We start from the raw sequence: 25,540 nt of genomic DNA on the forward strand, positions 1-25,540 counted from the left end.
GATCCCTCAGGTGGCCGCGGCCGCATGCTCCGGCGTGCGGGCGCGGCCACCGGGGTGTCGGTGCCGCCACACCCAGAACACCGTGCAGGAGACCAGCGCCCAGCCGGCCAGGACCAGGTACGGGAAGACGAACTGGTGGCCCTGGTAGTACACGGCGGTGTGCTGGGCGTTGACGGCGGCGCCCGGTGGCAGCCAGCGGCCGATGTGCCCGAGCGCCGAGGGCAGCAGCGGCCAGGACACCGCCCCGCCGGAGGAGGGGTTGCCGAGCAGCACCATCACGCCCCAGGTCGGGATCATCGCCCAGCGGCCCATCAGGGTGTTGAACATGGTGAAGACCATGCCGGAGGTGAACATCGTGAACGCCAGGATCAGCCAGGACTGGACGAACGGCAGGTCCACCGCCCCGAGCCACCAGTCCACGGCCGCCGCGATGGCGAAGCCGCCGAGCAGGGCGTACGCCGCGGTGAAGGCGATCCGCTCGGCCGGGTTCAGGCCGTGGGCGTGCACGCTGAGCTGGATCGCGCCGAGGAAGCCCATGATCACGGCGGCCAGCGAGATGTAGAACAGGGCGAGCCCGCGCGGATCGCCGCGCTGGAGCGGCTTCACGTCCCGGACCGTGACCTCGGCCCCGGTGGCGTCACCCACCTCGAGGCCCGCCTCGGCGAGCAGTTCGGCCACGGACGCACCGGAGGCGCCGGCCACGTCGAGCGCCACTCCCCCGTCGGACGCGCGCACGATCGCGAAGACCTTCTGCTCGTCCAGGGCCCGGCGGGCGTCGGCGGCGTCCGGGTAGTCGCGCGGTTCGAGCGAGGCGTCGAGCGCCTTCTCCATGCCCGCGACGAACTCCTCGCCGCGCTCCACCTCCGGCCGGGTGACCAGCGCCGCCGGGATCCGGTGCGGAGTGGGGTCGGCCATCGCGTACGTGTAGGAGCCGGCGAAGAGCCCGGCCGCGGCGGCGACGATCAGGACGAGGACGGTCGCGGGGAGGAACGGGCTGTTCTTGTACGCCTCCCAGCGGTCGCGGAGGGTGAGCGGACGCCCGTGCGCACCGTGCCGGTCGTCGCTCCCGCTCACGCCGTCTCGCCGTCGTCAACATGGCGGGCGCGGCTGGGCTGGACCCGCTTGGGCTCGCCGGGCATCTTCGGATACTCCGGCGGATAGGGCATGTCGCCGAGCCCGCGCTCCTTCTCGTCCCGGTCGGCCAGCTCCAGCAGCCCGTCGAGCCGGAACGCCTCCTGGTCCATGTCGGCGTGGACGTCGCCGAGTTCGGCGTAGCGCACCGGGAGCGTGACGATGTCGAAGTCGCGCGGTTCGGCGTCGTCGATCTCCTCCCAGCGCAGCGGCGCGGAGACCGGGGCGTGCGGAAAGGGGCGCACGGAGTAGGCGGAGGCGATGGTGCGGTCGCGGGCGGTCTGGTTGAAGTCGACGAAGATCCGCTCGCCGCGCTCCTCCTTCCACCAGGCGGTCGTGATCCGCTCGGGCATCCGCCGCTCCAGCTCGCGCCCGGCGGCGATGGTGGCGCGCCGCACCTCGGTGAAGGTCCAGGCGGGCTCGATGGGCACGAAGACGTGGATGCCCCGGCCGCCGGAGGTCTTGGGCCAGCCGCGTACGCCGTGGTCCTCCAGGACGGAGCGCAGCTCGTGGGCGGCGGTGACGGCGTCGGCGTAGTCGGTGCCGGGCTGCGGGTCCAGGTCGATGCGCAGTTCGTCCGGGTGGTCGGTGTCCCCGGCGCGGACCGGCCACGGGTGGAAGGTGAGGGTGCCGAGGTTGGCGGCCCAGATCACGGCGGCGAGCTCGGTGGGGCAGATCTCGTCGGCGGGTCGGCCGCTGGGGAAGGCGATACGGGCCGTGGGGATCCACTCGGGGAGGTTCTTCGGGGCGCGCTTCTGGTAGAAGAAGTCGCCCTCGACCCCGTCCACGAAGCGCTGGAGCGTGGTCGGCCGGTGGCTCAGGGCACGCGTGATCCCGGGTCCTACCGCCAGGAAGTACTCGGCCACGTCCCTCTTGGTGTAGCCCTTCTCCGGGAAGTACACCTTGTCCGGGTTGGACAGCCTCACGGACCGTCCGCCCGCGTCCAGCTCCACCGCTGCTCCCATGTCGGCCACCGTAGGCCGGTCGCACATATGCTGCATATCGGGAGACATGGGTGGGTGCGCGGTCCAGAATCAGGTTATGGACCTGCCGGTGATGCCACCTGTGAAGCCGATGCTCGCCAAGTCGGTGTCCAAGATCCCGCCGGGCATGAGTTACGAGGCGAAGTGGGACGGCTTCCGGGCGATCGTGTACCGGGACGGCGACGAGGTGGAGATCGGCAGCCGCACCGGAAAGCCGCTGACCCGTTACTTCCCCGACCTGGTCGACGCCGTGCGGGACAACCTTCCGCCGCGCTGTGTGATCGACGGGGAGATCGTCATCGCCCACGAGGGCCGGCTCGACTTCGACCGGCTCAGCGAGCGCATCCATCCGGCGGACTCCCGGGTGCGGATGCTGGCGCAGCAGACCCCGGCGAGCCTGATCGCCTTCGACATCCTCGCGGTCGACGACGCCTCCCTCCTCTCCACTCCCCAGGCGGACCGGCGGGAGGTGCTGCGAGCGGCGCTCTCCGGCGCGGACGCGCCCGTCCTCCTCGCCCCGTCCACCACGGACATCGAGATCGCGCGCCGGTGGTTCGAGCGGTACGAGGGGGCCGGGCTCGACGGGGTCGTGGCCAAACCGCTCGACCTGCCCTACCGGCCCGACACCCGGGCGATGTACAAGATCAAGCACGAGCGGACCGCCGACGTCGTGGTGGCGGGCTACCGCGAGCACAAGAGCGGCCCGGTCGTCGGCTCGCTGCTGCTCGGCCTGTACGACGCCGAGGGCGTGCTCCAGCACGTCGGGGTCTGCGCGGCCTTCCCGATGAAGCGGCGTGCCGAGCTCGCCGAGGAACTCGCCTCGCTGCGCGCCGAGTTCGCCGAGCACCCGTGGGGCTCGTGGGCGGACGCGGCGGCGCACGAGCAGTCACGGCTGCCGGGGACGCAGAGCCGCTGGTCGGGCAAGAAGGACCAGTCCTGGATTCCGCTGCGTCCGGAACGGGTCTGCGAGGTGGCCTACGACCACATGGAGGGCGACCGGTTCCGGCACACCACGCAGTTCCGCCGGTGGCGTCCCGACCGGTCCCCCGCCGGCTGTACGTACGCGCAGTTGGAGGAGGTCGTCTCCTACGACCTGTCCGAGGTGCTGTCAGGCGGCTGAACGAGGTCTCCGGGCCTCGCCCGGACATGCCTGGCGGAAGTCGGGGAACATTCCCGTGCGGGAGAGGGCTCATCCGCGGCGGGTGGGCCCTCTCCCGCCTCACCGGACCACGCGACGAACGGGGACACCATGACCGGAGGTCCTGAGACCGACCCGGAGGAGCTGCTGAAGGGCCTGACCGTGGACGGTCGGCGTCCTGAGCAGCCCGTGCTGCTCGACGGCCGGGGCCGTCCGATCGAGACATGGCGGGAGAACTATCCGTACGAATGGCGGATGCGCCGCAGGGCGTACGAGCAGGAGAAGCGGGTCCTCCAGATCGAACTGCTGAAGCTCCAGCGGTGGGTCCGCGAGAGCGGACAGCGGTTGGTGGTTCTGTGCGAGGGCCGCGACGCAGCAGGCAAGGGCGGGACGATCCAGCGGTTCACCGAGCGGCTCAACCCGCGCGGGGCACGCGTGGTCGCCCTGGAGAAGCCCAGCGAGCGCGAGAGCGGGCAGTGGTACTTCCAGCGCTACGTGGCCCATCTCCCGACCGCCGGCGAGATCGTCTTCTTCGACCGCTCCTGGTACAACCGGGCGGGGGTGGAGCGGGTGATGGGCTTCTGCACGCCGGAGCAGTACGAGCACTTCCTGAAGCAGGCCCCGCAGTTCGAGCGGATGCTCGTCGAGGACGGCGTCCTGCTGGTGAAGTTCTGGTTCTCGGTGTCCCGCAGTGAGCAGCGGACACGGTTCGCGATCAGGCAGGTCGACCCGGTGCGCCAGTGGAAGCTGTCACCGACCGACGTGGCCTCGTTGGACCTCTGGGACGAGTACACCACCGCGAAGGTCGAGATGTTCCGGGCCACGGACACCGAGTGTGCGCCGTGGACCGTGGTCAAGAACAACGACAAGAAGCGGGGCAGGCTGGAGGCGATGCGCAGCCTTCTGTGGCGTTTCGCCTACGACAGCAAGGACGAGAAGGCCGTCGGAACGCCGGATCCGCTGATCCTGGGTCCCGCGGACACCTTGCTGGAGCCCGGGGAGGAGCGAGCGGATCTCTCGCCCACCCCCCTGTCCGGCCGGGCACAGGGGCCGGGCGACCACCCCGCTCAGCCGTGACCGTGAGCAGGTGTGCCATCCGGCGACTTCTGAGCTTCGGCTCAAGTGGCGGTCCGGACGCGGGTGCGGAACGCGCGGACCGGACCGGGCTCAGAGCCTGTCGGGTGGTCTTCGATCGAAAAGGCGGACGCGGCCTGGTGCGTGCGGTTCCCAGGCGCCGAGAGGTCCTCGTTGCGGAGCTGCCAGGGCATCTCGGCAACGCCGGAAGCGTGCGTGCCAGGGCGTGGCCGCCCGGTCAGAGGTCACCCGACAGGCTCTCAGGCGTCGGCCCCTTCGCCCGGTGCGCAGGGATCGCCGGGTTCTTCCCGGCCGCCCGGTGTCTCCTCGGTCGGGGGCGGCCCGGACGGGGACGGTGACGGGGTGTCGTCGGCGCAGCCCGGGCCGGTCTCGCCGGGATCGGGGTCGGGCGGTGTGGTGGGTCCGGTCGGGTCGGGGCTGGGGCCCGGGCCCGGATCGGTGGGACCCGGGTCGGTCGGATCGGGGCTGGGGCTCGGGCCGGGGTCGGTGGGGCCGGGATCGGTCGGGCCGGGGTCGGTGGGGCCGGGGTCGGTCGGGTCGGGGCTGGGGCTCGGCGATCCGGGGTCCGTGGGGCGAGGGGTGGGGGTCGGGCTCGGCGGCCGCGTGGGCTGCGGGCCGACGACGACGCCTCCGTCGCCCTTGCCGGGACGCTTCGGCGCACCGGGCCCGCCGACCGGGGCCTTGGGCGGGGTCTTCCCGCCGGGGCCGGGGCTGGCCGGGAGAACGCCCTGGCCGTCGGCGACCGGGTGGCTGCCCTTGCGGTAGAACTCCAGCCAGGACAGCACCGTCCGCAGATAGGTGTCGGAGCGGTTGTAGCTGAGGATCGCCCGGTCCAGGTCGGCTCGGCGGGTCAGGTCGCGGGGCCCGGCACAGAGGTAGTGCCCGGCGGCGAGCGCCGCGTCGTAGATGTTGTTCGGGTCCCGGCGGCCGTCGCCGTTGCCGTCCGCTCCCCAGGCCGCCCAGGTGGACGGGATGAACTGCATCGGTCCGACGGCCCGGTCGTAGCCGCGGTCGCCGTCGTACGCCCCGTCGTCGGTGTCCCGGATCAGCGCGAAGCCCCTCCCGTCGAGCGCGGGGCCGAGGATCGGGGTGAGCGTCGTCCCGCGCGCGTCGACCCGCCCGCCGGACGCCTGGCCGGACTCGACCTTGCCGATCGCCGCGAGCAGCTGCCACGGCAGCCCGCAGCCCGGGTCGCTGCGGCCCACCGCGCTCTCGGCCTTGCGGTAGGCGGCCAGCACGGTGGCCGGGATGCCCGCCTCGGACCAGGCACGGGCCACGAGGGGATCGGGTTCCGTCCCGGGCTTCTGGCGTGCGGGCGGCTTCGGGGACCGCAGCGGCGGTAACTCGGTGTGGTAGACGTCGTCGCCCGGTACCTCGGTCCACACGACATCGTCCGACGAGGCAGCCTTCTCCTGCCGGGGCTCGGGCGGCGTGAACCCGGGGGCCTGGGACGCGGTGAGCGCGGTCATCGCGACGACGGCGGTGGCCGTGGTGCTCAGCCGGCGGCGCACGGTGCGGTTGAAGCTCATGCGGGCTTCCCCTCTCCGGGGCTCAGCGAGTGAACGTGTCGATGGCGGCGATCAGCCAGGTGTCCCCGCGGCGAACGGCGTCCACGGCGAACATGGCCGCCGCGTACGTCGTCTCCTCGTCCTTGCCGGTACGGGTGTTGCTCTGGTCGGCGAAGACCAGCAGCCGGGCGCGGTCGCCGTCGAGGAACTCGACCCCGCTCTCGGTGACGGTGGTGGTCAGGACGAGCTTCTGCTTCGGGGCCTGCTCCCGTACGTCGGCGAGCATGTCCTTGTGCTGCTGCACGGCCCGGCCGGTCAGATAGGTGCTCGCCGCACGGTCGGACCGGGCGGGCGAGGCGTAGTCGTACGAGAACACCGCGCCGACCGCCTCACCGATCCGGCCCTTCACCTCACTGGTCCTGCCGATGTCGGTGAGCGCGGTGTTCTGCCGGGCCGGCTCGTCGCGGAGGCCGTCGGCCGAGGCGAACGCCCAGGCGGCGAAGGCCCCGAGGAGGACGGTGAGGGCGCACAGCACGACGGGCAGCGTGCCCCGGAGACGGGAGCCCCGCTCGCGTGGAGCGTTCGCCGGGGCATCAGGAGCGGCATCGGCTTCGGTGCTGGGCTCGGCCCGCGGATCGAGTTCGGTGGCGGAGGTGCCGGTGGCCGTGGCGGAGGCGGCGCGGGTGGTGGTGTCCGGCTCGGGTGCCGGATCCGTCTCCGCCTCCGGCGTACGCGGTGGTGCCGTGGCCAGCCGGCGGCGGCGGTTGACGAGGTGACGGGTCGTCGACATGGGCGGGGGTCCTCTCCGGGCGTGCGGGGCGGGCGAATGCGGGCGGATGCGGGGGCGGAGGTCAGCCGGCCGTGCTGCCGACGGGCGCCTGGCCGAGCGCGCTGAGCTTCCACCCCTCGGCGGTCCGGGTGAGGCTCCCGAGCAACCGGCTCTCCTTCACCGCAGGTTCACCCTTCGGCGCGGTCACGGTGACCCGGATCGCCACCATCACCCCTGCGCGGCCCGCCCGTTGGTCCAGCTCGGTCACCGCGCCGGAGAGGACCTTGGCCGTGCTCACCGTCTTCGCCTCGGCGATCTGCTGCGCGAACGCGTCACGTCCGTCGATGAGTTGGCGGTGCAGATCTCCGGTGGTGGACTGCTCCCAGCTGTCGAGCCCCTTCTCCAGTGAGCGGTGGTCCAGGGTGTTCATGTTCTGCACCGCCTGTTCGCCCGCCGCCAGCGCGTCGTCCCGCGCCTGCGCGAAGGACGCCGCGTCGTCGTGCGTGGCCTCGTAGCGGAGCCAGCCGCCCCAGCCCGCCGCTCCGGCCGCGCACACGGCCAGGGCCAGCGCGGCGATCACCAGCGGATTCCTGGTGCCCGCCCGTACCGCCGCCGCGGGTGCCGTGTCCTCTTCCGCCGTGTCCTGCTCCGCCGTGCCCTGCTCTGCCGTCCGCTGACGTGCCATGTGCTGCCTCTCCCCTGCCTGCCGAACCGGACCGGTGCGCCATCGCTTCCGGCCCGCCCTCATATGGAGCCGATCTCGACGATCCACCAGCGCCCGCCGCGGAGTTCCGCGGTCACCGTGAGCTGCGCGGAGGCGGTGGTGGGGGCGCGTCCCCGGCGCTCGTAGACCTGGTCGAGGAAGACCAGGAGGTGGGCGCTGCTGCCGGTCAGCCGGGTCACCCCGGCCTTGACGACCTCGGTGGTGAGCGTCAGCTCCTGGTCGGTGGACTGCCGCTCGACCTGGCCGAACAGCGCCGCGTACTGCTGGAGCGCCTGGTCGGCCAGGACCTCCTTCGCCGCCGCCCTGGTGACGCCGGTGGCCCCGGGACCGTACGAGAAGATCTTCGCGAGCGCGCTGCTGACGTCGCCGGTGACGCGAGCGGTCGCCTCCGTGTCGGTGAGCGCGAGGTTCGCGGTGGCCGGTGTGTCGCGCAGCTGGCGCCCCTCGGCGTACAGGGCGCCCCCCGTGGCGATCAGGGAGACCGTCAGCAGCACGCCGAGGACGCGCGGCCACCGGCGGGGGGACGCGTCCACGGCGTCCGTCGCGTCCACCGCGACCGCCTCTGCCACGGCGTCCGTCGGGCCCGACGCGTCCGTCGCGTCCGTCGTCGTGCTGGTCACCGTCGGCGTCCCTCCCCGTGCTCTCATCGGCCGCCGCCCGTTCCGATCGCGGTGAGCGCCTTGACCTTCCAGCCGTCGGCCGTACGGGCGAGGGTCGCCGCGAACCGCTTGCGCTGGGTGCCGGCCGCGCCGGTGCGCGGGGTGACCTCGACGTCCACGGTGGCGATCAGTTCCGCCGTGCCCGTGCGCTCGTCCAGTGCGGTCAGCGCCGCCGATGTGACCTTGCCCCGGGCCGTGTCGCCCGCTGTCGTCAGGGACTTCGCGTCGGCTTTCCGGGTCCGCTTCAGCTGGTCGTGCAACGGTCCCGTCGAGGAGTCCAGCCAGGCCCGCAGGCCGGCGTCCACCCGCTTGGCGTTCTCGCCGTCCAGGCTGTTCAGCGTGGCGAGGTGCCGCTCGCCCTCGGTCAGGGCCGTGTCGCGGGCCTTCGCGTAGGACAGGGTGCGGTCGCCGCGCGCCTGCCCGTACGACCAGGCCCCCAGGCCGCAGACCAGGGCGGCTGCGAGCAGCACGGCCCAGCCGGCCCGGCGTCGGCTGCGGGGGGTCATGAGCCGCCTCCCAGGCCCAGCAGCCCGGCCATGCCCTCGGCCGGCGGCCGCGCGGTCGCGGGTCCGCCGTCCACGGCTCCGGGCAGCTTCATCGAGCCCGGTACGGCCGGTTTCGGGACCGGGCCGCCCTTGGGGGCATTCGCGCTGCCCCGGACGTTGATGCCGGTGCCGGGCGAGGACGTGCAGCGGGCGGCGGTGTTCACGGCGGGCCCGGCCGAGGTGTCGAGGCCGTTGCGGTAGACCGTGCCGCCGTAGCCGGCGGTGCAGGGCAGCGGTTCGAAGAAGGTGACGGACATCCCGAACCGGGCGCCGTCGTCGTCGACCGCGCTCGCCCCGGCGGCGGCGACGGCGGGGAGCTTCACGAGGAGTTCCTCCAGGCCGCGTTGGCGGGTGACGGCGACCTCCGAGGTGGTGAGGAGGTTGGCGACGACGACGCCGAAGGCCGGGTCCACGTCGCGCAGCAGTCCGCTGATCTGGACGGCGGCGTCCGGGGTGGTCGCGATGAGGCGGCGCAGGTCGCCGTCGGAGCCCTTGAGTTCGGCGGCCAGCTCCTTGGCTCCCGAGGCGAAGCCCCTGAGGGCCTGCCCCTGTTCGGCCTGGGTCCGCAGGACGCGCTCACCGTCGGCCATCAGCCGGGTGGTGACCGGCAGCGCCTTGTCGGCTGCCTCGATGAAGTCGCCCCCGGTGTCCAGCAGGACCTGGAGGTCGTCACCGCGCCCTTCGAAGGCGGCCCCGAACTCCTCGACGACGGTCCGCAGGCTCTCCAGGTCCACGGAGCTCGCCAGGTCGTCGACGCTGGTGAGGACGTCGGTGGGAGGTGCGGGGATGGTGGTGTCGGCCTCGTCGATGACCGAGCCGTCGCCCAGGAAGGGCCCGTCCTTGCGGGTGGGCCGCAGATCGACGTACTGCTCGCCGACCGCCGAGAGGTTCGCGACGACCGCGGTGAGGCTGTCGGGGATCGGCGGGGCGTCCTTCTCGATCCGCAGCTCGGCCTCGACGCCCTCCTCGGTCAGCTCGATGGGGCCGACGCGGCCCACGGAGACGCCTCGGTAGGTGACGTTGGAGTGCGTGTACAGGCCTCCCGTCTGCGGGAGTTGGACCGTGACGGTGTAGTAGCTGCGCAGTCCGACGTAGTGGCCGAGATCGGCGTACCGCACGCCCAGATAGCCGAGGACCAGAACGGCGATGACGAGGAAGGCTAGGTTCTTCAGCCGGATGGCGGGAGTGATCACGGTGTCGCCTCCTGCTCGGTCTTCGGCGCCTCGGGCACGGCGGCCTGCGGCGTGCCCGGAACGGTGCTCCTCGGCGTGCCCGAAGCGGCTGTCCTCGGCGTGCCCGACACGGCGGGCAGCGGCAGCGGGAGTGCGCTGCGGGCCGCTGCCGCCGCCCCCTCGCCCTCGGCCGGGGGCAGCGGGATCCCGGGCTCGTCCGGGGTGAGCGGCGGGATGATCTGCGTACCGGGCAGGGCCGTCACGTCCAGGTAGACGTTGAGGTAGTCGCCCTTGACGCCGCGCAGCACCTCGTCCGTGAAGGGGTAGGTCAGCAGCACCTGGAGGGAGTCGGGGAGGTCCTGGCCGGAGTCGGCGAGCGCCTTGAGGGTCGGGGCGAGCGCCTTGAGGTCAGCGATCATGTCGGCTTTGCTCCGGTTGATCGTGTCGACGGCCACGATGGAGAGGGTGTCGAGGGAGCGCAGCATGGTCAGCAGGGAGCCGCGCTGCTTCTCCAGGACCTTGAGTCCGGGGCTGAGCCCGGTCAGGACCGTGCCGACGTCCTGCTTGCGGGTGGCGAGGGTGGCGGAGAGCCGGTTGACGCCGTCGAGGGCCTTGGTGATGTCGCTCTTGTTCTCGTCCAGGTCGGTGACGAGGGTGTCGACCCGCTTGAGCATGGAGCGGATCTGCGGTTCCTGTCCGGCGAGCGCCTTGTTCAGCTCGGTGGTGATGGTCTTGAGCTGGTTGACGCCGCCGCCGTTGAGGAGCAGGGACAGGGCTCCGAAGACCTCTTCGACCTCCGGGTTCCGGTTGGTGCGGGAGAGCGGGATGCGGCCGCCGGCGGCGAGCGAGCCGCGTGCGGTGCCCTCGGGGGGCGGGGCGAGCTGGATGAACTTCTCGCCGAGCAGGCTGGACTGTTCGAGGCGGGCGTAGGCGTTCGCGGGGAGCTTGATCTTCCCGTTGACCCGCATGGTGACCCGGGCCCGCCAGCCGTGCGGGGCGAGGCTGATCTTCGTGACGCGCCCGACGGACACGTCGTTGACCTTGACCGAGGACTGCGGGGCGAGGCTGAGGACGTCGCCGAACTCGGCGGTGACCTCGTAACTGCGGTCGCCGAGGTCCGCGCCCCCGGGCAGCGGGATCTGTTCGATGCCGGTGAAGGAGGGTCCGTCGGGGCGGACCACGACCAGGGCGATCAGGGCGCCGGTGGCGAGCAGGGCCATGGCTCCGACGGCGGCCCGCACGACGGGTCTGCGCCGGGCGTCGTCGTTCATCGTCGCGCCCCCTTCTGTTTGCCGGGCTGCTTCTCGGGGGTGCCGTAGACCGTGCCGACCTCCGGCAGCGGCAGGACGGGCAGGGCCTTGCGGCGGGTCGCGTCGACGGGGGCGAGGCCGGTGAGCCGGCCGGCCGCGTCTGCGGCCCCGGGGTCGACGAGCGGTCCGCCCATGGACAGTTCGTTGAGGTTGGTGCGCCCGTTGAGGGTGCGGTTGGCCGGGTCGTAGGCGCCCAGCACGTTGCCCGCGGCGAGCGGCAGGGTGTCCATCGCCTCGGCGAGCGAGGCGCGCTGGTCGACGAGCGCCTGGGTGACGGGCACCAGGGCCTCGACGTTCTTCTTGAGCGAGCCGCGGTTCTTCGCGATGAAGACCTTGACCTGTCCCAGGGCGGTGCCGAGTTCCTTGAGGGCCGCGCTGAGGTTCTTCTTGTCGTCGGCGAGGAAGGAGGTGACCGTGTTCAGCTGCTGCTCGGCGCTGCGGACGTTGCCGTCGTTCTCCTTGAGCATGGTGGTGAAGGTCTGGAGGTGGGTGAGGGTGTCGAAGAGGTCGCCGCTGCTTTTGTCGAGCGTCTTGGTGGCCTTGCCGAACTGCTCGATGGAGTTCCCGATGGCCTTGCCGTTGCCGTCGAGGTTCTTCGCCCCGGTGTCCAGGAGCCGGGCGAGCGCCCCGTCGGCGTTGGCGCCGTTCGGGCCGAGCGCGGTGGAGAGTTCGGTGATGGAGGCGTAAAGCTCGTCGACCTCGACGGGGGTGGCGTTGCGGGCTGCGGGCAGGACCGCGTCGTCGGCGAGGCGGGGGCCGCCGTCGTAGGCCGGGGCGAGCTGGATGTAGCGGTCGGCGACGAGGCTGGGGGCGACGACGACGGCGTGGGCGTCCTGGGGGACGTCGACGCCCCGGTCGAGGCGCAGGACGACCTTCACCTCCTCGCCGCGCGGCTCGACGGAGTCGACGGTGCCGACCTTGACGCCGAGGATGCGCAGGTCTGATCCGGCGTAGACGCCGGTCGCCTGATCGAAGTAGGCGGTGACCGTGGTCTTCCCGTCCTCCTCCAGGGCGCTCACGCCGGTGGCGGCCGCGACGGCGACGAGGACCAGTCCGGCGCCGATGCCGATGATGCGGGTGCGTCTCATGTCAGCGGCCCCCTTGCTGCCGGGGTGGCATGCATCCGGTCGCCGGGGGTGTGCCGGCGGGAAGGTAGTTCTTGGGCACGACACCGCAGACGTAGTTGTCGAACCAGCGTCCGCTGCCGAGGGTGTTGCCGACGAGCCGGCTGTACGAGCCGGTGGCGGCGAGGACCTTGTCCAGACTCTTGCGGTTCTTCACCAGGACGGCGGTGACCCGGCCGAGGGACTCCAGGGTCGGCCCGAGTTGCTTGTCGTTGTCCCGGACCAGTCCGGTGAGCTGGGTGCCGAGGTCGCGGGTGCCGGTGAGCAGCAGATGGATGGAGTCGCGGCGGGCCTGGATCTCGCCGAGGAGCAGGTTCCCGTCCTCCAGGAGCGTTTCGAAGCTGCTCTTCTTCCCGGCGAGGGTCTTGGTGAGCCGCTTGCTGCTGCGGAGCAGGGTGGCGAGCTGGGCGTCGCGTTCGGAGACCGTACGGGAGAGGGCGGAGAGCCCGTCGGCGGCGCTGCGGACGTGGGGCGGGGAGTCCTTGAAGGTGGCGGAGATCGCCTCGAAGCTCGTGGCGAGCTGCTCGGTGTCGATCTCCCCGATGGTCTCCCCCAGCCCGTTGAAGGCCTGGGTGACGTCGTACGGGGAGGTGGTGCGGCTCGCGGTGATGCGGGAGCCGGGGTCCTGGGGGGCGTCGCCGAGGGGGTCGACGGCGAGGTACTTCTCGCCGAGCAGGGTCTTGACGGCGATGCCCACGGTGGAGGAGTCGCCGATCCAGGCGTCCTTCACCCGGAAGTCGACCCGGACCTTCGCGCCGTCGAGGGAGACGCCGGTGACCTCGCCGACCTTCACTCCGGCGATCCGTACCTCGTCGCCGTCGGCGAGTCCGGCGGATTCGGTGAAGTCGGCGCTGTAGGAGGTGCCGCTCTCGACGAAGGGCAGGGCGTCGGCGCGCCAGGCGGCGAGGCCGAGCAGGGTCAGGACGAGGAGCCCGACGACGGCGACGGCGACCGGGTTGCGCTCCCGGATGGGGGTGATTCTCATGCCAGGCACCTCGGTTGGGTGATCGCGATGCCGCCTGGCGGCGTGCTGCCGTCGTCGTGGGTGACGCCGCTGACCTTCGCTTCGCAGAGGTAGAGGTTGAGCCACGATCCGTAGGACGTCAGTCGGCTGATGGCCGCCATCTTGGCCGGGGTCTTCTGGAGGAAGTTCTCGATCTGCGGGGTGCCCTTGTCCAACTGACGGCTGAGCCGACCGAGTTGGCGGATGTCGTCCTTGAGGGGCTTCCTGCCGTCCTGGAAGAGATCGGCGGTGACGGTGGTGAGCGCGCCCATCGCGGTGATGGCCTCGCCGAGCGGTTCGCGGTCGCCGGAGAAGCCGGTGACGAGCTTCTGGAGGGTGACGACGAGGTCGTCGAAGCCCGCCTCCCGGTCGTTGACCGTCTTGAGCACGGTGTTGAGGTTCTTGATCACCTCGCCGATCACCTTGTCCTTCGCGGCGACGGTGGTGGTGAGCGAGCCGACGTGCCGCAGGATGCTGTCGACGGTGCCGCCCTCGCCCTGGAGGACCTGGACGATGGAGCCGGCGAGCTGGTTGACGTCGGGCGGCGACAGCCCTTCGAACAGGGGCTGGAAGCCGTTGAAGAGCTGGGTGAGGTCGAGCGCCGGCGTGGTGCGGGAGAGCGGGATGGTGTCCCCGGGCGCGAAGGCCCGGCCGACGGGTCCGGCGCCCCGGTCGAGGTCGACGTACCGCTGGCCGACCATGTTGAGGTACTTGATGGACGCCGTCACCGAGGCGGGGAGGGCGCGCCCCTTGCGTACGGCGAAGGACACCTCGGCGACCCGGCGGTCGGCGACCTTCACGGATTCGACCTGGCCGACCTTCACCCCGGCGATCCGGACGCTGTCGCCGGGGATGAGCCCGGTGGCGTCGGTGAACCGGGCCTTGTACGTGGTGGTGTCCCCGACGCCCTTGTTGGCGATGGAGAGCCCGAGGACGGTGGTGGCCAGCACGGTGACCACGATGAAGACGAGGGACTTGGTGACCGGTCCCGCGAGCGAGCGGCGTTTCACCTGAGCTTCACCTCCGCACCGCGGAAGGCCGGACCGATGAGCACGCTGCTCCAGTCGGCCAGGTCGCCCGGCCGGACCTTCAGCGAGGGTGCGACCAGTTCGTTGACGAGCCGGGACTCCTGCGGCGAGTTGGGCAGGCCGAGCGCGGTGTCCGCGTCGCCGCCGCCGACGTCCGGGACCGGCGGCGGCGCGGTGACGTCGGCGGCCCGGCGGGTGTCGGCGGTCGGGGCGTGCTTGCCGACGTACGGCACCGAGTAGCAGTGCGGTCCGCCGGAGGCGTTGTAGACCGGGGTGTCCTTGCCGGGGACGTACTTGCCCTGGGAGGGGACGGACCTGACCGACACGTGCAGTCCCGGCTGATCGGTTCCCTTGCCGAGCGCCTTGTCCATGGCGGGCACGAAGCCGGCCATGGTGCGCAGGGTGCAGGGGAACGAATCGGCGTATTCGGCGAGGAGTTCGAGGGAGGGCCTGCCGGAGGCGGAGAGCCGGATGAGGTTGTCCTTGTTCTCCCGCAGGAAGGAGGTGACGTCCTGCGCGGCGGCCGTGGTGGTGCCGTGGAGGCCGGCGAGCCGCGCCTCCTGGTCGGCGAGTGTGGAGCTGGTGACCGTGGCGTCGGTCAGCGCGTCGAGGACGTCCGGCGCGGCCTCCGCGTACAGCGTGCTCACCTTGACGAGTTCCTTGATGTCGGCGTTGAGGGTGGGGAGTTGGGGGTTGAACTTCTTCAGGTGACCGTCCAGCGTGGTCAGCGTCTCGCCGAGGCGCTCACCGCGGCCCTCCAGTGCCTGGGAGACGGCGCCCAGGGTGGCGGAGAGCTTCTCGGGCTTCACGGCGGTCAGCAGCGGCAGGACGTTGTCCAGGACCTGTTCCAGTTCGATGGCGTTGCTGGAGCGGTCCTGCGGGATGACGGCCCCGGCCCGCAGGGCTCCGCCCGTGGGGATGCGGGGCGGGACGAGCGCGACGAACCGTGCGCCGAAGAGGGTCGTGGGCAGCATCTGGGCGGTGACGTCGGCGGGGACCTGTCCGAGCTTGTCCCGGTCGATGGCCAGGGTCAGGCGGGCGCCGTCGCCGTCGGTGGCGATGGAGCGGACCTGCCCGATGACGACGCCGCGCAGCTTCACGTCCGCGTTGTCGTGCATCTCGTTGCCGACCGAGCCGGTGCGGACCGTGACGGTCGCGTCGTCGGTGAAGTCCTTCTCGTACACGGAGACCGATACCCACACCAGGATGGCGGGCACCAGCAGGAAGGTGACTCCGGCCAGGCGCCGGCGGACCGTGCGTGTGCTGGATGTTCGCATCAGCCGGCCACCTTCACCGTCGTCGTGGCGCCCCAGATGGCGAGCGAGAGGAAGAAGTCGGTGACGCTGATGAGGACGATGGCGTTGCGCACCGACCGGCCGACCGCCACGCCCACACCGGCCGGTCCGCCGGTGGCGTGGAAGCCGTAGTAGCAGTGGGCGAGGATCACCAGCACGCTGAAGATCAGCACCTTGAGCACCGACAGCAGGACGTCCTGCGGGGAGAGGAAGAGATTGAAGTAGTGGTCGTAGGTGCCCGCCGACTGGCCGTTGAAGAAGATGGTGATGTAGCGGGAGGCGACGTACGAGGAGAGCAGCCCGATCGCGTACAGCGGGATGATCGCGACGACTCCCGCGATGATGCGGGTGGTGACGAGGTAGGGCATGGACCGCACGCCCATCGCCTCCAGGGCGTCGACCTCCTCGTTGATCCGCATCGCGCCGAGCTGGGCGGTGAAGCCGGCGCCGACGGTGGCGGAGAGGGCGAGTCCGGCGACCAGGGGGGCGATCTCCCGGGTGTTGAAGTAGGCGGAGATGAACCCGGTGAACGCCGAGGTGCCGATCTGGTTGAGGGCCGCGTAGCCCTGGAGTCCGACGACCGTGCCGGTGAACAGGGTCATGGCGACCATCACGCCGATGGTGCCGCCGATGACGCCGAGGCCGCCGCTGCCGAAGGCGACCTCGGCCAGCAGCCGCTGCACCTCCCGCAGGTAGCGGCGCAGGGTGCGCGGGATCCAGAGAAGTGCTGTGACGTAGAAGGTGAGCTGGTCGCCCGATCGGTCGAGCCGGCTGAGCATCGCCATCGGTCAGCTCCCCTTCGCGGGGACGATCTGGAGGTAGATCGCCGTGAGGACCATGTTCACGAAGAACAGCAGCATGAAGGTGATGACGACGGACTGATTGACCGCGTCGCCGACGCCCTTGGGGCCGCCGCGCGGGTTCAGGCCCCGGTATGCGGCCACGATGCCCGCGATGAAGCCGAAGATCAGGGCCTTGAGCTCGCTGATGTAGAGGTCGGGCAGCTGGGCGAGGGCGGAGAAGCTCGCGAGGTACGCGCCCGGGGTGCCGTCCTGCATGATCACGTTGAAGAAGTAGCCGCCGAGCGTGCCGACCACCGAGATCAGCCCGTTGAGCAGCACGGCGACGAGCATGGTGGCCAGCACCCGGGGGACGACGAGGCGCTGGATGGGTGATACGCCCATGACCTCCATCGCGTCGAGTTCCTCGCGGATCTTCCGCGAGCCGAGGTCGGCGCAGATCGCGGATCCGGCGGCGCCGGAGATCAGCAGCGCCACGATGATCGGGCTGGCCTGCTGGATCACGGCGAGGACGCTGGCGCCGCCGGTGAAGGACTGGGCGCCGAGCTGCTGGGTGAGGGAGCCGACCTGGAGGGCGATGACCGCGCCGAACGGGATGGAGACGAGGGCGGCGGGCAGGATCGTGACGCTGGCGACGAACCAGAACTGCTCGATGAACTCCCGCACCTGGAACGGTCTGCGGAAGATGGCCCGGGCCACCGCGACGGCGAGCGCGAACAGCTTCCCGGTCTCGTGGAGCGGGGCGAGCAGCCGGGACGGCCGCCGCTGCTCGGGCGCGGGCCCGGCGGCGGGGCCGGTGACCGGCGGGGGCTTCTCGGGCGGCTCGGGCGGCCGCACCGGCATCGGGGCGGTCACGCGCGCGCACCTCCCGCGGCCGGGGTGTAGCTGTCGAGGATCGCCGTACGGGCGGCCTCCGGCAGCTGGCCCATCATCGACATGACCCGCTCGCGGCGGCGCAGCGCTCCCTGGCGTACGGGCATGCCGGGCGAGGGCTCCAGCTGCGGGACGACGGTGCGGGGCCCGGTGTGCAGCGGGGCGGTGTCGACCAGCTGCTCGGCGGCGAGGGTGGCGGCGTCCTTCTCCTCGGACATGCCGATGGGTCCTTCGCGGCGTCCGGCGAGGAACTGGGAGACGACCGGGGTGTCACTGGTGAGCAGCACCTCGCGTGGGCCGAAGGTGACGAGGTTGCGGCAGAACAGCATGCCCATGTTGTCGGGGACGGTGGCCGCGATGTCGAGGTTGTGGGTGACGATGAGCATCGTCGCGTCGATCTGCGCGTTGAGGTCGATGAGGAGTTGCGACAGATAGGCGGTGCGGACCGGGTCGAGGCCGGAGTCCGGCTCGTCGCAGAGGATGATCTGCGGGTCCAGGACGAGGGCGCGGGCGAGGCCCGCCCGTTTGCGCATGCCGCCGGATATCTCGCCCGGCAGCTTTCCCTCGGCGCCGAGGAGCCCGACGACGTCGATGCGCTCCATGACGATGCGGCGGATCTCGGATTCCTTCTTGCGGGTGTGCTCGCGCAGCGGGAAGGCGATGTTGTCGAAGAGCGACATCGAGCCGAAAAGGGCCCCGTCCTGGAACATGAGGCCGAAGAGCTTGCGGGTCTCCATGATGTCGCGCTCGGAGCTGTTCACCATGTCGACGCCGTTGATGAGGACGCGTCCCTGTTCGGGCTTCAGGAGTCCGATGATGGATTTCAGGAAAACCGTCTTCCCGGTTCCGGAAGGACCGAGCATGACGCTCACTTCACCGGCGGGCAGGGTGAGGCTGACGTCCTGCCAGATGTTCTGCTTGCCGAAGGACTTCGTCAGGCCTTCGACGACTACTTCGATTCCCATCGGCCCTCCCTCGATGTGGCGGTGAACGTGTTCATCGTTTAGCGCTCCGGCTCTGAGAAAAGCGATGGCGGCTCGTCACACATGCACCAGGGGGCGCACGTTATGTCCGCCGAAACCGCCAGGGCAAGCCGTTGAACAGCGGAGATCGACGAACACGGTGCTGAGAATGGATCACTTGTCATTCGGTGACAAGGCCGGTTCCCGTCCTTGTCGAAATCTGCGCAAGTACCCGGACGTTCGACCCGGGGTGTTCCCGGACCGGAGCGGAGCAAACCGGGCCCGAGTGTGTGGGCCGAGCTGGTTGGCAGGGGTATTCGATCGGCACGCCTGGGACGCTACGGGCCGGTAACCTGACTTCGCAATACTGGGTACAGATTTTCCTCGGCAAGAATTCATGAGCCGCTGAGGATTGTTCACGGGTGAGCAATCCGGTTGCCAAACCTGTCGGATGATGAGGAATCACAGGGCCGGCGGGCCTGCCCTGCGGGCACGGAGGAGCCCCTCCGGTCCTGGGGCCGGAGGGGCTCGGAGGGTGTTCAGCTCACCGTTCGGGGTCGGGCACCCTCGGCGGGCAGTCGGGCCCTTCCGGGTTGGTGGCCACACACAGGGGGGCCTGGGTCATCTTGGTGTAGTTGTCGGCCTTCTTGCCCGGACTGGAGATGGCCGAGGTGAAGATCGGGTCGAGGTCCTCGCCCACCCCGCACCCCTCGAACGGTGGGATATGGGCGTAGCCGGTCAGGGTGCCGCCGAACGCCACGAGGTAGCCGGCCGGTGGATAGCTCTGGCCGTACCCCCTCAGCACCTGTTCGAAGGGCCGTTCCGTGCGGCAGTCGGGGCCCACGTCCAGGGGCACCCCGTTCACCTTCACGTCGGAGAGCCGCATGACGAGCTGGGCCGTGACCGTCGTCTCCTCCGGGTAGGTCGGCGTGTTGGTGACCGTGTGGGTGTGGATCGCGGCCGGGGGGCCGACCTGTTCCAGTGTCATGGTCGCGGTCGTCGGCATGAATCCGTAACTGAGGAACGTGGCCTTCGTCGGCGGGAGTTGACGGCGTCCCTCGTAGTCGAAGTTCACCTCCGACGTGACGTCGACGGTCGAGGCGCAGGAGTCGTTGATGTAGCGCTTGTTCAGCACCACCTTCATGAACGCCGGCCCCAGGGCCGCCGCGCCGTCCAGCTTGGCGGCGTTGGCGTAGCCGGCCGCGTAGGTCTCCGCGGTCGTCATCACCCACTCGGGCGGGATCTCGATCGGGCAGCTGCCCGGGTCCTCGTCGGCGAGCGCTTCGAGCCGTTCGTCGGTGAGGGCGTCGATCTTCTCCCGTGCGGTGGGCGGCAGGCCCTCGTCCGGGCGGCCGGGCGTGGGTTCCGGTGCGGGGTCGCTCTCCCCGGGCCGGGGGGCGGGGGCCGTGGGGTCGGTGTCGCCGCGGACCGTGATCGCGGTCAGTTCGGGCTCCTGACCCGGGACCGGCTCGCAGGCGACGTCGAGGCCCGGGGGTGCGGTCGGCTCGCCGGCCTCCGTGCGGGAGGCCAGCGAGAGGGCGAGCGCGGCGGGCGCCAGCGTCGCCCGCCCGGGGCTGCCGAAGGAGACCGTCGGCACGTCCCCGGTCGCGGTCAGGGCCAGTTCGCCCTCGTCCGGCAGGGCGACGGGCGGGGCGGTCAGGTCCTGCCAGGAGGCGTCGGCGGACCGGTCGCCGACGGTGTTGCGGACGGTGAGCCGCGCGACGGCCGACAGGGTTTCGGCGTCGAGGTCACGGAACCGGGCGAGCGCCGTGGGCGGCAGGTTCACGTCCACCGAGACCTGGCCGGGGCGGATCTCCTCGCCCGTGCGGACCGAGGTGGGGAGGACCGCCGAGACGACGACGTCCACCTCCTCGGGCCCGGAGGGAAAGGGACAGGCGTAGCGGAGGGTGACCTCCGACTTCTGTTCCGCGGCGGCCGATTCGGCGCTGGGGACGAGCGCGGTGGCGACGACGAGCGCTCCGCCCACGGCCCAGTGGATCGGTGCTCTCGCTGCGGCGCGTGCATCGACGGTCATACGGATGTGTCCTTCCGGCGCGCGTGGGCCCAGAGGAGGGGGTGGCTGCGGACTGCGGGTCCGCTTCGCGGCGACGGCCCCTGCGGGCGGAGGCCGAGCGGACCGCGAACGGACGTCGAGCGGGGTTCGGCCGTACGTCGACCGGGCTCGGCCGGGCTTCGGATCGCCCTACCGACGGGTACGGTACGCACGCCGACGACGCCTGGGAAGGGCCGGGTTCCCGATCGGGTCTCCGGCCCGCGGACTTTGGCAGACGGTGACAATCCACCGTCGCGCCCTTGTCGGCGGGTGCGCGGAAAATGAGGACGTGCCCGGCCGTCGGGTGCGCTCGGCCGGGCACGACGCTCACGTACAGGACGTCATCGGCGGTGGGTCAGCCGCTGATGACCGGGGACTTGCCCGATGCCGTGTTCACGATGGTGTACAGACCCTGGAAACTGGCGGTGGTGCCGACGATGCCGCAGCCGCCGCCGACCTTGTTGGCGATGGCCAGGGTGAGCCCGCCGCCCGCGGTGCTCAGGGTGCCGTTGCTGCCGCCCGCGCTCGGGTTGTTGTACTTGGCCGCGACCTTGCCGGTCACGTCGAAGGTGCAGGGTCCGAGGATGCTGCTCCCGGACACCTTCGCCTTGATCGCTCTGATCTCACCGGTCGTCTGGCCCGTGGAGTTGGTGCCGGCGCCCGCCGTGTAGTCCAGGCCCCAGATCTCCCACGGCGGCGTGGTGGTCACCGTCCACGTGGAGCTGAACGGCCCGGTGCACGGCGAGTTGAACGAGATCGCCGAGATGGACGCGAGCTTGGCCGGGCTCCCGGCGACCGGGGAGGTCGGCGCCGAGCCCGAGGCTGCGGAGGAGGCACACTGGATCTTGTTGCCGTTGTTGTCGGTCAGGACGGTCACTCCGGCGCTGCCCTTGAAGGCACCGGTCGGGCTGATCGTCCAGCTGGTCGGCGCGGCGACGGCCGAGGGGGCGGCCAGGACGACGGATGCCGCGGCGGCACCGATCGCGGTCAGGACACCGGTTCGCTTGAACATGGGGGTACTCCCTTTTCTCGTCCCGTTGGGGATTCGGTCGAACGTGACTGGAGAGGTTCGTGCGCTGTTGTTCGCCGTGCCGGACGGTGCGGCACTCGGCGGTTCCATGAGGGTGGACGTGAGGGCGGCTTTCGCGTCACCTCCTCGTACCGGGGGGGAAGGCCTACCGCTTCGCGGAGTGCCAGAATTCCGACAGCTTCCTGCCCTCGTCGGGTGCGAGGCCGGCGGGGTCGTAGGGGCTGCCGAAGTACGTCGAGGTGGCGTCCAGCGTCACGCTGTTCTTCCCGGCGGCGGACGGGAGGCCGGTCTTGAGGTTCACCGCCCAGTCCAGGAGCCCGGCCCCGCAGCCGCTGGCCCCCGGAACGGCGAAGGCCGCATCGCCCTGGTCGGCGCCTTCGAAGGTGTAGCGCCCCATCTCACCCTCGTCGTCGTTCGGGGTGCCGTCGGCCGCGAACCGCTGGAGCGACAGGGTCGGCGCCGTCACGTTCTGCGGCTTCAGGAGCACCGGATTCGCGGTGGTCCCGATGTAGCACTTGTCACCCAGGAACGGATTCTTGAGGTGGATGCGGACCGGGATGGTGAGAATGGGCTCACCGGTGGAGAAAGCGGCGCTCATATTGAAGTCGCGCGGCGCTCCGGCCGGTTCGATGGTGGCGGTCACACGGTTGAGATTGTTGTCCGTCAGCTGGCGGCAGATTCCTGATACGAGCGGAATTCCGCTGGGGCACATCAGCCCGATCAGCCCGCCCGGGATCTCCGCCGGGTCCGCGGTCAGCGCCCCCTCGGGCGGAGCCACCAGCGAGGCGGTGCCGTCGGCGCGCTGGATGACGCCGAGCTGCAGATCGGTACGGCCCGTGGTGACCTGCGTCTTGCCCAGCGTGATGGACCCGGTGGCCGAGCTCGACGCTATGCAGGTCGCGATGGTGTTGATCCCGTCGGCGGCCAGCATGGCGGGCGCGTCGACCGGGCAGCGGTCGAAGGGCGCCCAGTCGCCGTTGAGCTGGGTGGCGGCGGTGGCCGATCCGGTGGAGAGCAGAGCGCTGAACGCCGTGAATGCCGCGAGCAGACCTACGCGGGTTCGATTGGAAACGGATCTCATGTCGTCCCCTCTGTCGGCCGCCGTGGTGCGGCCTCGTGCACGAAGTTGACCGGTTCTGCAATGCATGCCCGCACCGCGACGACCGTCGACGGTGATGGAGCCTCGGGTGGGCCCAAAGGCGGAGGATCGGAGCATCAAATTTCGGGCAGATTTCTTGACCGAATTGATCGAGGCGTGATGTTACTCGCGGGAAACCGGGCGACACAATCCGTCCGTCTAAGATTCTTTGCGCCGCACTATTTTTGATCCGGAAATGAGCATGGGAGCACGGTCTCCTTATCAAGGAATGCGCACCCGGCGGCATGGAATTACGCAGCGGCGGCCGGAACCCCGCGCGTCGTGCGCACGTGGCGCCGCCGGAGCGACGGGCCACGGAAGCCCTGCCTCCGCCCACTCGCCGACCGCACGCAGAATCGGCCACGCGGCCGGAAATGCCTGTCGAGGAAGGGGCTTTCACCCGCGTTCTCCGTGGTGAGCCGCCCGTGCGCCCGGCCGCCACAAAGGCCGGCCGACGCGGTGCGCACCATGCCGGGAACAACTCGGTCGCCGTGGAACGGCTTTGTTGTCATCGCCGGAGCAGGCGGCCGAAATTCATTGTCCGAAAGCGCGTAGTACCGCCCGACCTGCACGGAAGTCGCACAGTGCGGCCAGGATGCGTGCCCCCTGCACTTCGATCTTGTCCAAGTGGTGTGCAGTGCCTGTTCCTTGGTCTATCTTCGTCGCGGACTTGGTACGCACCTGTCGGTTCGTGGGAGCGCTTTCCCCCCACCGCCTCACCCCACCACCGGGCGCCGAGAGCAAGGGGACATGTCATGGCACATCTCATACAGCCGCTGGATACCGAAGACCCACTGGGGCCCCTCCCCCAGGAATTCGCGGCGATCATGCGGCCCGAACTGCCCAGCCTCATCAAGGAAATCGGCGTCGAGGTCACCCGGGCCTATCCGGAGTACGCCCGACTGCTCGACGGCCCGAACGGGCAGGCCATCCGGGTGGGCGTGGAGCTGAGCCTCGCCTCCTTCGTCGATCTGGTGGCCGAGCCCTCCTCCCCCACCACGCTCCGGGACGACATGTGCCGGCGGTTCGGGCGGTTCGAGGCGTACGAGGGCCGGAGCATGGACACCCTCCAGGGGGCCTACCGGCTCGGCGCACGGGTGGCGCTGCGGCGGGCGAAGAAGGTCGGGCAGAGCTATCACCTGTCCCCCACCTTGATGCTGAGCTTCGCCGACGCGCTCTTCGCGTACGTCGACGAACTGGAATCGCTTTCCCGGGAAGGGTTCCTGGAGGTGCAGTCCCAGTCGGGCGAGCACAGCGAGGCGCTGCGCCGCCGCCTGCTCCACCTCATCCTCGCCGGGCGCCCGGCCCCGGGCGGCGCCATCGCCGATCTGTGCGAGCAGGCCGGGTGGCCGCTGCCGCAGGAGGTCACCTTGATCGCCGTCCGGGCCCCGGCGGAGCTGGACCGGCTCAGCGCGGACCGTGACCTGCTCGTCGACCTCAGCGCCCCACAGCCCCACCTGCTGATCCCGGGAGCACTGGACGACGCACGGAGATCCATGCTCGAACAGGCCCTGCCGGCGGGCCGTGCGGCGATCGGACTGACCGTCCCCACGGCGCTGGCCTGCGAGTCGATCCGCTGGGCCCGCCGGGTGCTGGAGCTCGTCGACTCCGGCGTGATCGACGACGCTCCGCTGATCCGCTGCGAGGACCACCTCACCACCCTGTGGCTGCTGTCCGACCCCGCCCTGCTGGACCAGCTCGCCCAGCGGGAACTGGCCGCCGTCGCGGGGATCAGCGCCACCCGCCGCGAACGGCTGGTCGAGACGCTGCGGATCTGGCTCGACACCCGGGGCACCGCGGCGCAGATGGGGGCTCTGCTGGATGTCCACCCGCAGACCGTGCGCTACCGCATGCGGAGCCTGGAGACCATCTTCGGTGACCAACTCGTCGATCCCGAGCGCCGATTCGCCACCGAGGCCGTCCTGCGCGCGCTGCGCCTGCGCTCCCGTTCCACCGGCACATCCCCCTGATCCGGATCACGTTCGGCGCGGCGGGTCAACTTACCGGCGCGTAAGGCGAAATAGACGGTCAGTCCCAAACGGTTGCGACACGGAGACGTATCCGGCGAGAAACCCGGAACCGCGTCCCGTACACAGGGAGGAACCTGCCGCTCGTCAGGCGGCGGGCCCGTGCAGCGCCTCCTGGCCGACCATCCGAGAGGGAACGCCCCATGACCGCCTCGCACCTCCTCGTCCCCGTGCCGATTCCGGACCGGGTCGCCGCGCTGATCGGTTCGTGCGTTCCGCCGCACATCCTCCAGGCGGAGTTCGACGCCGACTGCGCGGCCCGGGAGGTCCGCAGGTTCCGTGGCCCCCGGCTCGGCGTCGAGGACCAGGCCGACCGCGAGCAGGCCCTGTCCGACCTGGCCCGCGCCAACAAGGTGCTGGCCGCGCACCATCCGCGGCTGGCGGTGCTGCCCGGCTCGCCCTTCTGAACCGCTCCCCTCTTCGAGGGGACGAGCGAGATCCAGCGGCTGGTGATCGCGCGGGCGATCTCGGGGCGGCACATCCGCTGAGAAGGACGGCGACGACGAGGCGAATCGGGCGCTTCCCTCCGGTCGGTGACGGTCGGCACATGTGATCCTCGTCGCGCCGAACGCGTACGAGAACGCGGAACGGAGCCGTGGTGTCCGTCGTCCGGGCGGGACGGCCGGGGGCCGTCACCGAGCGCGTCGGGGCGTGCGCCCAACAGCCGCTCGGCACCCCGGCAAACGCCGCCGACGTGCGGCAACCGGGACCGGATCGCCCGGTCGTGACGACCCGTGGGGACGGCGTGGAGGGGTTCGCGGCACCGGTGCCGGTGCCGCTTCGAGGCCGGGAACGAACGGCGCACGTGGTGGGCCCCACACGGATGACCGGCGCCCGGCCCGCTCCCGTACCACTAGCCTCTTCACATGACCTCCACTTCGACCGAGCCGACGCCTGCCCGCCCGATGGTTGAGCTGAACGCGGAGATCCGCGCTCTGGTCGCCGACGGTGGTGTGGTGTCGCCGGAGGGCCGCCGGGAGTACGAGCGGCTTCTCGTCGAGTGGGTCGCGGCCGTCCGGGGCGGATCCGCGGAAGCCGTCTGACCGTACGGCGGCGGGTGCCGGCCGGGAGCCGTGAAGGCTCCGGCGCAACGGGAGCCACCCCCTCCGCGAGGCCCGGCCGGGATGTCGGCGATAGTGATCGTCCGTCCGCGTCCTCACCTCGGGAGAACCC

24 protein-coding genes are annotated in these 25,540 nt (G+C 71.0%); 5 read left to right on the forward strand and 19 right to left on the reverse strand.

The genetic code is table 11. The features are described 5' to 3' along the window. Positions 1–6: 6 nt before the first annotated feature. Positions 7–1,074, reverse strand: a complete 1,068-nt coding sequence (locus IG90_RS0130675) for an ABC-2 transporter permease (RefSeq protein ID WP_030591729.1) — start codon at positions 1,072–1,074, stop codon at positions 7–9. Further along, entirely contained in the window at positions 1,071–2,096 is a 1,026-nt protein-coding gene (gene ligD / locus IG90_RS0130680; RefSeq protein ID WP_233436128.1) for a non-homologous end-joining DNA ligase, read from the reverse strand. Before ligD ends, IG90_RS0130675 begins: the two co-directional genes overlap by 4 nt. Before the next feature lie 76 nt (positions 2,097–2,172). Between ligD and IG90_RS0130685 the strand changes: the two genes are divergently transcribed. Both IG90_RS0130685 and ppk2 read left to right on the forward strand, forming a co-directional pair. Then, positions 2,173–3,234 carry an ATP-dependent DNA ligase gene (locus IG90_RS0130685; protein WP_030591735.1) on the forward strand — a complete coding sequence of 354 codons (1,062 nt, stop codon included), beginning with the start codon at positions 2,173–2,175 and terminating at the stop codon, positions 3,232–3,234. A gap of 129 nt (positions 3,235–3,363) precedes the next feature. Further along, entirely contained in the window at positions 3,364–4,329 is a 966-nt protein-coding gene (ppk2, locus tag IG90_RS0130690; RefSeq protein ID WP_030591737.1) for a polyphosphate kinase 2, read from the forward strand. A gap of 257 nt (positions 4,330–4,586) precedes the next feature. Here the strand turns inward: ppk2 and IG90_RS0130695 are convergent, their stop codons facing one another. The 17 genes from IG90_RS0130695 to IG90_RS0130775 form a co-directional block, all read right to left on the reverse strand. Beyond that, the gene (locus IG90_RS0130695; protein WP_030591740.1) at positions 4,587–5,876 is read right to left on the reverse strand and encodes a lytic transglycosylase domain-containing protein; all 1,290 of its coding nucleotides are present in this window, start codon (positions 5,874–5,876) and stop codon (positions 4,587–4,589) included. 22 nt (positions 5,877–5,898) lie between these two features. After that, entirely contained in the window at positions 5,899–6,645 is a 747-nt protein-coding gene (locus tag IG90_RS0130700; protein ID WP_030591743.1) for a hypothetical protein, read from the reverse strand. 61 nt (positions 6,646–6,706) lie between these two features. Next, positions 6,707–7,204, reverse strand: coding sequence for a nuclear transport factor 2 family protein (locus tag IG90_RS0130705; protein ID WP_030591745.1), 498 nt, complete (start codon positions 7,202–7,204; stop codon positions 6,707–6,709). 164 nt (positions 7,205–7,368) lie between these two features. Beyond that, positions 7,369–7,995, reverse strand: a complete 627-nt coding sequence (locus IG90_RS0130710; protein ID WP_106973000.1) for a hypothetical protein — start codon at positions 7,993–7,995, stop codon at positions 7,369–7,371. Next, a complete protein-coding gene (locus IG90_RS0130715; RefSeq protein WP_030591751.1) occupies positions 7,992–8,513 on the reverse strand; it encodes a hypothetical protein in 522 nt (173 codons plus the stop codon). Before IG90_RS0130715 ends, IG90_RS0130710 begins: the two co-directional genes overlap by 4 nt. Continuing rightward, positions 8,510–9,745, reverse strand: coding sequence for an MCE family protein (locus IG90_RS0130720; RefSeq protein WP_030591754.1), 1,236 nt, complete (start codon positions 9,743–9,745; stop codon positions 8,510–8,512). Before IG90_RS0130720 ends, IG90_RS0130715 begins: the two co-directional genes overlap by 4 nt. Then, on the reverse strand, positions 9,742–10,995 hold the full coding sequence (locus tag IG90_RS0130725) for an MCE family protein (protein WP_030591757.1): 1,254 nt from the start codon (positions 10,993–10,995) through the stop codon (positions 9,742–9,744). The genes IG90_RS0130720 and IG90_RS0130725 overlap by 4 nt, the downstream gene beginning before the upstream one ends. Then, positions 10,992–12,122, reverse strand: a complete 1,131-nt coding sequence (locus IG90_RS0130730) for an MCE family protein (RefSeq protein WP_030591760.1) — start codon at positions 12,120–12,122, stop codon at positions 10,992–10,994. The genes IG90_RS0130725 and IG90_RS0130730 overlap by 4 nt, the downstream gene beginning before the upstream one ends. Before the next feature lies 1 nt (position 12,123). Continuing rightward, positions 12,124–13,143: an MCE family protein gene (locus IG90_RS0130735; RefSeq protein WP_030591763.1), complete on the reverse strand. Its 1,020-nt coding sequence runs from the start codon at positions 13,141–13,143 to the stop codon at positions 12,124–12,126. Then, a complete protein-coding gene (locus IG90_RS0130740; protein ID WP_030591765.1) occupies positions 13,140–14,171 on the reverse strand; it encodes an MCE family protein in 1,032 nt (343 codons plus the stop codon). The genes IG90_RS0130735 and IG90_RS0130740 overlap by 4 nt, the downstream gene beginning before the upstream one ends. Next, positions 14,168–15,466, reverse strand: a complete 1,299-nt coding sequence (locus IG90_RS0130745) for an MCE family protein (RefSeq protein WP_030591768.1) — start codon at positions 15,464–15,466, stop codon at positions 14,168–14,170. The genes IG90_RS0130740 and IG90_RS0130745 overlap by 4 nt, the downstream gene beginning before the upstream one ends. Beyond that, on the reverse strand, positions 15,466–16,269 hold the full coding sequence (locus tag IG90_RS0130750; protein WP_106973001.1) for an MlaE family ABC transporter permease: 804 nt from the start codon (positions 16,267–16,269) through the stop codon (positions 15,466–15,468). The genes IG90_RS0130745 and IG90_RS0130750 overlap by 1 nt, the downstream gene beginning before the upstream one ends. A 3-nt stretch (positions 16,270–16,272) precedes the next feature. After that, a complete protein-coding gene (locus tag IG90_RS0130755; RefSeq protein ID WP_030591774.1) occupies positions 16,273–17,139 on the reverse strand; it encodes an MlaE family ABC transporter permease in 867 nt (288 codons plus the stop codon). Further along, a complete protein-coding gene (locus tag IG90_RS0130760) occupies positions 17,136–18,122 on the reverse strand; it encodes an ABC transporter ATP-binding protein (RefSeq protein ID WP_030591777.1) in 987 nt (328 codons plus the stop codon). Before IG90_RS0130760 ends, IG90_RS0130755 begins: the two co-directional genes overlap by 4 nt. Positions 18,123–18,663: 541 nt before the next feature. Next, positions 18,664–20,154, reverse strand: coding sequence for a DUF6801 domain-containing protein (locus IG90_RS0130765; protein WP_030591780.1), 1,491 nt, complete (start codon positions 20,152–20,154; stop codon positions 18,664–18,666). A 373-nt stretch (positions 20,155–20,527) separates the two neighbouring features. Next, entirely contained in the window at positions 20,528–21,184 is a 657-nt protein-coding gene (locus IG90_RS0130770) for a hypothetical protein (protein WP_030591783.1), read from the reverse strand. A 163-nt stretch (positions 21,185–21,347) separates the two neighbouring features. Then, on the reverse strand, positions 21,348–22,283 hold the full coding sequence (locus IG90_RS0130775; protein ID WP_030591786.1) for a hypothetical protein: 936 nt from the start codon (positions 22,281–22,283) through the stop codon (positions 21,348–21,350). Between the two features lie 812 nt (positions 22,284–23,095). Here IG90_RS0130775 and IG90_RS0130780 point away from each other — a divergent pair. From IG90_RS0130780 to IG90_RS44450, 3 genes are all read left to right on the forward strand, one after another. Next, complete coding sequence (locus tag IG90_RS0130780) at positions 23,096–24,310, forward strand: PucR-like N-terminal domain-containing protein (RefSeq protein ID WP_030591789.1); 1,215 nt, start codon at positions 23,096–23,098, stop codon at positions 24,308–24,310. A gap of 200 nt (positions 24,311–24,510) precedes the next feature. After that, positions 24,511–24,774 carry a hypothetical protein gene (locus tag IG90_RS0130785; protein ID WP_030591792.1) on the forward strand — a complete coding sequence of 88 codons (264 nt, stop codon included), beginning with the start codon at positions 24,511–24,513 and terminating at the stop codon, positions 24,772–24,774. Positions 24,775–25,233: 459 nt separating this feature from the next. Further along, on the forward strand, positions 25,234–25,410 hold the full coding sequence (locus IG90_RS44450) for a hypothetical protein (protein ID WP_157846367.1): 177 nt from the start codon (positions 25,234–25,236) through the stop codon (positions 25,408–25,410). Positions 25,411–25,540 lie beyond the last annotated feature (130 nt).

This window comes from Streptomyces anulatus (assembly GCF_000721175.1).
Classification (GTDB): Bacteria; Actinomycetota; Actinomycetes; order Streptomycetales; family Streptomycetaceae; genus Streptomyces; species Streptomyces anulatus_C.